The sequence below is a fragment of the Deltaproteobacteria bacterium genome (genome assembly GCA_016183175.1).
Taxonomy (GTDB): Bacteria; UBA10199; UBA10199; order UBA10199; family SBBF01; genus JACPFC01.
This window is the reverse complement of sequence record JACPFC010000097.1, coordinates 1-7,662: the sequence shown is the minus strand read 5'-3', so window position 1 is coordinate 7,662 and position 7,662 is coordinate 1. Positions and strand designations below refer to the sequence as shown.

8 protein-coding genes and 1 pseudogene are annotated in these 7,662 nt (G+C 53.9%); 4 read left to right on the top strand and 5 right to left on the bottom strand.

Annotated features, from left to right (window positions below; all coding sequences use genetic code 11):
- Positions 1 to 68 precede the first annotated feature (68 nt).
- Both HYU99_09635 and pdxA read left to right on the top strand, forming a co-directional pair.
- Positions 69 to 320 carry a hypothetical protein gene (locus HYU99_09635; protein MBI2340606.1) on the top strand — a complete coding sequence of 84 codons (252 nt, stop codon included), beginning with the start codon at positions 69 to 71 and terminating at the stop codon, positions 318 to 320.
- 74 nt (positions 321 to 394) lie between these two features.
- Positions 395 to 1,294, top strand: coding sequence for a 4-hydroxythreonine-4-phosphate dehydrogenase PdxA (pdxA, locus tag HYU99_09630; protein ID MBI2340605.1), 900 nt, complete (start codon positions 395 to 397; stop codon positions 1,292 to 1,294).
- Here the strand turns inward: pdxA and HYU99_09625 are convergent.
- Positions 1,245 to 2,405, bottom strand: a complete 1,161-nt coding sequence (locus HYU99_09625; protein MBI2340604.1) for a hypothetical protein — start codon at positions 2,403 to 2,405, stop codon at positions 1,245 to 1,247. The genes pdxA and HYU99_09625 overlap by 50 nt on opposite strands.
- A 68-nt stretch (positions 2,406 to 2,473) precedes the next feature.
- Between HYU99_09625 and HYU99_09620 the strand changes: the two are divergent.
- Positions 2,474 to 3,912 (top strand): annotated as a pseudogene (locus tag HYU99_09620) (phosphoglucomutase/phosphomannomutase family protein).
- Here HYU99_09620 and HYU99_09615 read toward each other — a convergent pair.
- From HYU99_09615 to HYU99_09600, 4 genes are all read right to left on the bottom strand, one after another.
- Positions 3,883 to 4,278, bottom strand: coding sequence for a hypothetical protein (locus tag HYU99_09615; GenBank protein ID MBI2340603.1), 396 nt, complete (start codon positions 4,276 to 4,278; stop codon positions 3,883 to 3,885). The pseudogene HYU99_09620 and the gene HYU99_09615 overlap by 30 nt on opposite strands.
- Positions 4,279 to 4,342: 64 nt before the next feature.
- On the bottom strand, positions 4,343 to 5,068 hold the full coding sequence (locus HYU99_09610; protein MBI2340602.1) for a hypothetical protein: 726 nt from the start codon (positions 5,066 to 5,068) through the stop codon (positions 4,343 to 4,345).
- Between the two features lie 51 nt (positions 5,069 to 5,119).
- Positions 5,120 to 6,211 carry a glycosyltransferase gene (locus HYU99_09605; protein ID MBI2340601.1) on the bottom strand — a complete coding sequence of 364 codons (1,092 nt, stop codon included), beginning with the start codon at positions 6,209 to 6,211 and terminating at the stop codon, positions 5,120 to 5,122.
- 120 nt (positions 6,212 to 6,331) lie between these two features.
- Positions 6,332 to 7,114 carry a hypothetical protein gene (locus HYU99_09600; GenBank protein MBI2340600.1) on the bottom strand — a complete coding sequence of 261 codons (783 nt, stop codon included), beginning with the start codon at positions 7,112 to 7,114 and terminating at the stop codon, positions 6,332 to 6,334.
- A 13-nt stretch (positions 7,115 to 7,127) separates the two neighbouring features.
- Here HYU99_09600 and HYU99_09595 point away from each other — a divergent pair, with 13 nt between their 5' ends.
- Complete coding sequence (locus HYU99_09595) at positions 7,128 to 7,277, top strand: hypothetical protein (protein MBI2340599.1); 150 nt, start codon at positions 7,128 to 7,130, stop codon at positions 7,275 to 7,277.
- Positions 7,278 to 7,662 lie beyond the last annotated feature (385 nt).

The following is a 7,662-nucleotide window of genomic DNA, read 5'->3' as shown; positions in this document are numbered from 1 at the left end:
GAGGAAGGGGTAGTATAAAAAATGTTTGTGCAACGCCCCGTTGAACGATTTTAGAAAGGACTTGCGCCATGACAAACAAAAGCGATTTGGCTATCTTTGAAAACTTCAAAATTCGTCGTCTGTACGATGAGAAAAAAGAGACCTGGCATTTTTCGATAGTCGATATCATCCAGGCATTGATCCAACAGCCTGACTACCAAACTGCTCGGAACTATTGGAAAGTCCTTAAAAATCGGCTTGTTAAAGAAGGAAGCGAGTCGGTTACAAAATGTAACCGACTGAAACTGGAAGCCGCCGACGGCAAGTTGCGCCTTGGATGAGTTGAGGGAGATTGTAACGTTTATTGAGGCGGAACTCGTCGAACCCAACCTCAAGATCGCGGAGTAGCCAAGTCATGCCAAAACATAAACCCACAATAGCGATAACCCTCGGCGACCCTCAAGGCATCGGCCCGGAGATCGTTAAAAAAGCCCTCCGCGATCCGCGGATTAAAAAACTCGCGCATTGGAAAATCTTCGGTTCCCCTTTCCGAAAAAAATTAAGCCCCAAAGAATCGGGGCGGGCGGCCCTTGCGGCCCTGGAAGAGGCGATTACGGCAATTAAGCGCCGCGAGTGTGATGCTCTGGTTACCGCCCCTATTTCCAAGAAACGCATCCGCCTGGCTGGGTGCAAGTTTCCCGGCGGCCACACCGAATATCTGGCCCGCCGCTTCGGCGCCGGGCAGTCGGCGATGATGCTGACCGCGGGCTCCCTGCGCGTTGTGCTGGTGACGATTCATGTGCCGCTCAAAAAAGTCCCGCGGCTGATCTCGACCCAAAAAATTCTCGAGAAGATTGTCCTGACAAACGAATCGCTGAAAAAGGATTTTGCCATCAAAAAACCGCGGATCGCCGTCTGCGGCCTCAACCCTCATGCGGGGGAAGGGGGAATTTTCGGAAATGAAGAAAAAAGGGTCATCCGGCCCGCTTTGACAAAGGCCAAACGTCTTGGGATCAATGTGTCCGGACCCGAACCGCCCGACACCGTCTTTTATTGGGCGTGCAAGGGGCGGTTTGACGCGGTGATCTGTCAGTACCACGATCAGGGCTTGATTGCGCTGAAAACCCTTGCCTTTCATGAGGGGGTGAATATCACATTGGGACTCCCCATTGTTCGTACCTCGCCGGACCACGGCTGTGCGTTTGACATTGCGGGGAAAGGGGTCGCCGACCCCTCGAGCATGAAGGCGGCGATGAAGACGTGTGTCAAGGTGTGGGGGCAGAGACGGGCGTCGGCTCGGGGCGGACAAAAATGACATTCGCGTCGCCGCGCCTGAAGGCTATGGAGCGGAGAGAGGCATAATGGGCGGCTCCCATTTGCATCATCGCCCGATCGGTCTCCCAAAGTTCCATCAGGCCGAGCATATTGTCGAGCGCAAACCGGGAACGGAGAATCCTGACGAGCAAATCGTCATAAAAAATATTTTCTGGAAACCCCGGTTTCTCGGGCTCCGCCTGTTCGGCAATTTCATCCAAATGGTTAAAACCGACAAACTCATACCCCACCCCCTCTTTTCCGTCTTCCAGATATTCCAAACCCTCGACACCCATCTGTTCGAATTTGCCGGTTTCCCGGAGAAGGCCGGCATCATGAAGATTGGAACGATGAAGAACATCATTCTGATGATGATCCAAAAAGACCACCACCGTGGGGGAATCGGGCCGCTCGGCCGCCACGTAGTCAAACGGCGTGCCGGTGAAATTTTCAAAGTCCTGTTCCGAAAGCGGCGTCTGGAGTTCCAGAAAATTGAGAAAACCGGCGTCTTCGCGCAAATCGTCAAACCGATATTCCAAACGGGTGATCAGGCGAAAGGGAGATTCGGAAGAGGGTTCGGAAAGAACGGCTGTTTCCATCTCCCGGTAGAGATAATAGGCGAAGAATCGCTCAAAGCCGTTTAGCCCGGCTCCGTCCGTCAGGAGGCGCCCCAAGGAATATTTAACGGCAAGATAAGGTACTTTAAAAAGGGAACTCTCGCTGTCGTCTTCTGCTTCCGCCTCGCTCATTCGCAACAGGTGTTCCACCAATGCCTTTTCACGAGCCGAAAAAAAATCGCCCTCTCTCCCCGCCAGTTCGAAGAGGGCAAGATAAGCCGATATCGCCATCCTCAATTCCTCCTCCGTGCCGATCGTTCCGTCGATACGGACGGGACCGAAGTTGTTTTCCGGTGCAAACAGGCTGTGCCGGGCCGGCGCCGGACCGGACAAGATGGGCTGGACATATTCCTCCACAAAAATGTCCTGGAGATGGTCGTTTAAGTCGGCATATTCCGAATCTTCCGGCAGGGGGCGGAAAGGGGGCAATGCAACCCCGGCCGCCGGGAAATCCGGTTGAATCGACGATTTGTCCACGGGACGATTATCACCCATAGGATGGGAACCCTCCATTTATCACCTTGCCTTTATCGGCCGGCCGTGGAAAAAGTTGCGTGAAAAATATGTCCACCCCCATTAAATTCGGAACCGACGGCTGGCGCGCCGTTATCGATGAGGATTTTACGCTGGAGAACGTCGAGCGCCTGATTCAGGCCTTCTGCGATGTGATTTGCTCGCCATCAACCATCAACCATCAACCAAAAAAATCATCCTCGGTTACGACCGCAGGCTCAAATCCGAAGAGGCGGCCGTCCGAGCCGCGGAGGTGTTGGCGGGAAACGGCTTTGCCGTTGAAATTTCCGACCAGTACTGCCCCACGCCGTGCGTTTCGTGGATGGTAAAAGATACAGCCGCCACGGCCGGCGTGATGATCACCGCCTCGCACAATCCATGGCAATGGAACGGCGTCAAGTTCAAGGAAGGCTATGGCGGCGCGGCGTCTCCCGAATACACCGCGCCGATTGAAAAAAGAATTGTCGACAACGAAAGGGCCGGACGAAAGATTCAAAAAATCAGCCTCAATTCAGCCGAAAAAAAAGGGCTTATCATCCGGTTTTCACCCCGTGACCGCTATCTCAACCAGCTCAAAAGCCTTGTAGATGTTGAGGCGATTAAAAAATCGAACCGGCGCATTTTAAATGATCCTCTCTTCGGCGCCGGCGCTCATTACTTAAAAAATATCCTCGGGGAGATGGTCGACGAAATACACACCGGGGCCGATCCGAAATTCGGCGGCTTGAACCCCGAACCGATCGACAAAAATCTGGGAGAGTTGATGGGGCGGGTCAAAAAAGGGGGTTACACCGCCGGCATCGCCACCGATGGCGACGCCGATCGGATCGGCGCCGTGGACCATGAGGGAAATTTCGTCAATTCCCACCAGATCTTCGCTCTTCTCTTGAAACACTACGTGGAAGACAAAAAATTGAAAGGACCGGCGGGAGCCCCGCTGGCGGTGGTCAAATCGGTCACCGCCACCGGGATGATCGCCATCCTTTGCAAAAAATACGGAATCCCGGTCATTGAGACGCCGGTCGGTTTCAAGTATATCTGCGGTGAGCTGGTCAGACACAACGCCCTGATGGGGGGTGAGGAATCGGGCGGCATCAGTTTTGCCTCTCACGTCCATGAGAGGGACGGCATCCTGAACGGCCTGATGCTTCTTGAAATGATGGCCCAGCGAAAAAAAAATCTGAAAGAGTTGATCGATGAACTTTACGCGGAAATCGGGACTTTTTGTTTCGACCGGCTCGACCTGCATCTGGAAAAATGGAGAATCGAACAATTAAAAGCAAAGCTGAAAAATTCCAAAATTGAATCTATTGCCGGCCACCATGTGGCCCGCGTCAATTTTTTGGACGGCTTCAAGTATATTCTCGATGATAACAGTTGGCTGATGATCCGCGCCTCCGGCACCGAACCGCTGGTTCGCATTTATGCCGAGGCCGGTTCGATGGAACGGGTCAGGGAGTTACTCCGGGAGGGGAAGAACCTCGCCTGATTCATCCCCTTTGAATTTTATTCCAAACCCCTCGCACGACTGGGCCAGCCAGTTGAGCGTTTTTTTGCACCGGATCTCCATCACGGCGTCGGCCCCCATCTCATAGGCGATTTGGCGCATCTTGTTGTAGATGTAGGTGCGCTTGTTGGTCAAGGCATCCTGCGCCGAAACCGGCCCGATGATGTCATAAGTGCCGGAGAGTTTTTCCCGGTAGAGGGAAATCGCGTCGATCTTCTCCTGGATTTTTTCGTATTTCCTCTTCTCGCGGAGCTTATTGGACTGCCACGGGGCTTTGGCTTGCGCGGCGACAGACAGGCCGGAAGCAACAAGGAGAAAGAGGAGTGCCGATGGTTTCAAAATGTTCATTTTTTAAATGTCAAATGATGGTTTGACATTGTTTTTTTGACATTCCTTTGAACTTTGACATTTGTCATTTGACATTTCTGCCGGCGGTCCCCAACTTGGCCTCCAGCGCCTTCTTGTTCACCTCCACGCTTTTTTTCATCGACGAGCGAAAGAGGCTCCGGGCCACAAATTGCGGATACTGAATGCCCGGGTCCGAGTCATACTCCCCCCGAAACTCCGTCCAGCGCGGTCTTCCGGGCACCGGCACCAGCTCCCAGTATCCTTTGAGCGCCTTGAAATTCCCTGCGGGGGTTTCATATTCGTATCGGTATTTTCCTTTATGGGCCTGCGATTCGTCATTTTTCACCCTGGAAATCCCCCACCGGTCGTTGAGCGGCCAGGGGAGGTTAAAGCGCTGAAGGATATAACTGGCCCAGACACTGCCGGGTTTTCTGCCGTACTCGGAAGGGAATTCCTGCCCGCCGACCAGTTCATAAAAACCCTTGATGCTGTCGGGCTTTTTACGGACGACGAGGTCAAACTGGTTTTTGTCGAGCGTCCGGCTGTCGGAATAGTCGGAGTATCTCTCTTTGTAAGTGTTCGTATCAATCAAAATTTTCCAGACCTCTTCGGCGGGATAGGGGTACCACGCCCTTGTGCTCGTATGCGCCTTGTAGTCATGCCTTTTGAAGGTCACCTCCACCCATGTCTCGCCGTTTTGCAGGGCCTCATCCGCCTCGGGGTGGAAGGTGTCGTAGGCATGAGCCGGAACGGTTGCAAAAAAGAAAACCAAAAATAAAATCTTTTTCATACGGTCTTGCTTCCTATATCAACAATTCGCGGATGGCAATACCCGGCCGATTCACCGGTCCAACATCTTTTTGTAGAGCTCTTCGGTCTTTTTGACCATTATCTCCGGGCTGAAATATTCCTTCAGCCGCCGATAGCCCGCCTCCCCCATCCGGGTACTCGACTCTTCGTCATCGAGAAGGGTCTTCATCGCCTCGGAGAGCGAAAAAACATTGCGCGGCGGAACCAAAAGGCCGGTTTTGCCGTGGAGCACAATTTCCGGAATGGCGGAGACGTTTGTGGCCACCACCGGCCGGGCGTGGGCCATCGCCTCCAGAAGGGGAAGCCCCCCCTCCTCGCCGTGGCTGGGGAGGACCAGCGCCACAGACTTTTCGAGGAGCGAATCGACATCTTCCCGATAACCAAGAAGGGAGATTGAGCGATCGAGCCCTTTTTCCCGGACCCGCCGGTCCATTTCTTCCTTCAGCGGCCCGTCTCCGGCGATGAAGAGCCGCGCCTGCGGCGACGATTGGACCACCATCTCAAAGGCCTTCAAAAGCTCGCGGCACCCCTTTTCGGGGGCAAGCCGCCCCAGATAAAGAAAATCGGCCGAGTCGGGAGGCTGTGGATTTTCCACGGCCGGCCGGCCGTAATAGATGACGGTCATCTTTTCCCGCGGGATTTTCTCCTTTGTTTCACAAATCGCCCGCACCACTTCCGAAACGGCGATGACGCCGTTTAAAAACCGGGAGCACCGCCGCAACAGATACCGCTCCCCGCGTTTAAGTTTTTCGGAACCATCCAGACCATGTTTGGTGCTGACAATCCGGGAAATGCCGGCCAAATGCGCGGCCCACGCGCCGAGGGTGTCGGCATGGAGTAAATGGGTATGGACCAGATCGAATTTTTGCCGGCGCATCCAGAGGACCAGTTTAAAAAGGAGAAAGAGATCGACATCGCGGCGGATCGTAAAACGGGTCACCGCCACACTGCTTCCGTTAAACAGCGCAGAGTAGTCCCGCTGGGGCCGGTCTTTTTCTTCGAGGATCAAAAAATGGACCTCAAATTTTTTGGGATCAAGGCGGGGGAGCAAAAGATGGAGATGTTTCTGGGGCCCGGAGGTCTCTTTTACCTTCTGGATGTGGAGGATTTTCAACCGTTTCACCGCCGGTTCTCATAACATGGGAAAAGGAAATTTTCCATTGTCAAAAAAATCATCCGGCGACAACAAAACGCCCCCTCGGGGGCGTTTCGCGAGCCAGAGGGGTGATCGAGAAAAGAAATATCAACTGCAGGGGCGCGGCTGGGGTTCCAGTGTAATCCCGTCAAAGGTGGCGCTTTGGACTTCGCCATCCTCAAAGACGACCTCGCCGGTTCCAACCTCGGCGCCGATCGTTCCGTCGTCTTCAATGGTGTAGCCGACAATCGTGATGGTTCCGTCAACCGGACCGCAGGTGGAGCCGTCGTCAAAACTTAAACCCTCATCATCGACCGAGAAGATCATGCGAAGGCTATCCGACTCGTTGTCGACAATCAGGTTTCCAGAGACGATCGTCCGGCCTTCGGGGAGGCCTGTGTCTTCGTCGATGGTGACTTCGTGCACCGGCAACGACACCTCCACGGTGATTGGGTTCCCGTCGGAATCCTCCGCCTCAAAGTCATCATCGGAGGTAAACACCGTCACCTCGTTTTCCACCTCGCCGTCGATCTCGTGCACCCGGGATATCGACTTTTCGAGGGTGACCGTAACCGACTCGGCGGCGCCGTCGTTATCCCCGTCCACCGCGCCGGAGAAGGTTTCGGTATGCAATCCGTTCACCGTAACCGTGTGGTCGCCGATGCTGTTTCCCCACGTAAAGACCATCCCGGCGTCCTCGTCGATCTGGTGCGTATGCACGGCGTCCAAACCGTCGCGCCCCATCACCATGTGGGCAAAATCGATGGTGTCGGAGGCCTCACAGAGGCCGTCGCCGCCGTTTTCGATGGTGTTGGTGAACCCGCCGTTTAAGACGGCGTCGCGCGGGCTGTATTCGAGGTCGCAGCCGTCAAAGGTGACGACCCGATCCACACTTCCATCATCATTGTCGCACGAAAAGGTCTCGTCCACCGATGACGAATCATCGCAACGAAATCTCTTGACCAGGGAAGCCGTGGCCAGCGAGGAGGTATCGGTCGAAAGCGCCGAAATTGAGGCGGAGCTTGCCGACTCGCTACCCGTGGTGGAACTGTAAGCGCCTCAACGGCGGCGCTCATCATCGACTCTTCATCCGTTTCGGTGGCTGTATCCGAGTCGGAGGACGATTCCTCGTCTTCAGAAGCGCCAAAAAGGCTTCCACACCCCGCGGTAAAAGCGGTAAAACCAAGGACAAGTATTAAGGTTCTTAAATATTTCATGGTAAATCTCCTTTCTTGCGGCTTTAGACGCAACCGCACAACCCAAGGTTCACCCGTTGCAAAAAAAACTGGCCGTCCGATATTAAAAATGTCATTATGCAAGGAATTTCAAGTGGTTACTACATAAAAAAACAAGGGTGAACAATCCCCCTTCTTTTGTCGTCTAACGAATATGGGAGATGCAAGATGAAAAAATATTCTTCATTTATTCCGCTGGCTATT